The organism is Mesorhizobium sp. M7A.F.Ca.ET.027.03.2.1, from assembly GCF_003999175.1.
Lineage (GTDB): Bacteria > Pseudomonadota > Alphaproteobacteria > Rhizobiales > Rhizobiaceae > Mesorhizobium.
In genome coordinates, this window is the sequence record NZ_RZOM01001578.1 from 1 (window position 1) to 906 (window position 906).

General features: G+C 60.6%; 1 protein-coding gene and 1 pseudogene. One reads left to right on the plus strand and one right to left on the minus strand.

Annotated elements, in window-relative coordinates; all coding sequences use genetic code 11:
- Positions 1–256: pseudogene (locus EN750_RS36550) on the plus strand (PLP-dependent aminotransferase family protein); the annotation flags it as partial.
- On the opposite strand, the gene EN750_RS36555 reads toward EN750_RS36550, so the two are convergent.
- On the minus strand, positions 233–535 hold the full coding sequence (locus EN750_RS36555) for a hypothetical protein (protein ID WP_236382754.1): 303 nt from the start codon (positions 533–535) through the stop codon (positions 233–235). The pseudogene EN750_RS36550 and the gene EN750_RS36555 overlap by 24 nt on opposite strands.
- Positions 536–906 lie beyond the last annotated feature (371 nt).

Below are 906 nucleotides of genomic sequence, written 5' to 3' on the forward strand. Positions count from 1 at the left end.
ATCCAATATGCCGGAAGGCGTGACCTGGAGCCGCCCGGAAGGCGGCATGTTCGTCTGGGTAACGTTGCCGGAAGGGGCCGACGCCACCGAGCTTCTGGCGCGGTCGGTGAAAGAAGCGCGGGTGGCCTTCGTGCCGGGCAGCGCCTTTTATGCCGACGGCACCGGGCGCAACACGCTGCGGCTGTCCTTCACGCTCGCCGACCGGCGCGCGGTGAGCGAAGGCATTCCAAGGCTAGCCGCCATCCTGAAGGGATAGGCCGGCGCCGGAGGCCGGCTTTTCCTCCGCCATCACAGTCACCATCCGCTCAAGCTTTGAAAGCTTGGTGCGAGCGAGCTTGCGGACCGGCTTTTCGAAACCTTCTTCGCCGCTTTCGACGACGAAGACCAACGTCATGAAATCGAGCATGAACTCATCTATGGCTGCCGAGACCTCGCGCGACCTGCCCTTGAACCGGCGCAGCAGAGCGGTTGCTTCCTCGATATCCTCGACACCGGCGCTGTCGACCAGCGCTTCGAGCCTCTGAAAACTATCCAATAGCAATTCCTCCCACCGGGGCACCCAACCCGGTTGTGAGCGGAAAGTTCCAAACTGTGAGTGCTCTCGCGAAGAAATCGCCTCCACCGCTTCCGCGGTTTCGACGGGCCATCGGCAATTTTTTGTTCGGGTGGAACCTCCGCGGCCAACAAAGGTTCTTACCAAGTCTGATCCCCCCTCAGACCCCTGAAGGCTAGACATGCTTTCCAAAGGCCCGCCGGATCCCCTCCCGGCGGGCTTTTTGTTTGCGGGATAGAACAAGTATCCGCATTGACGACGCCCTGTCCGAACCTAAATTCGAACCTCACGAGGAGGCATCTTTATGGAAACCCAGGAATTGCATCGCGGCCGGCTCATCGACCACATCCAAC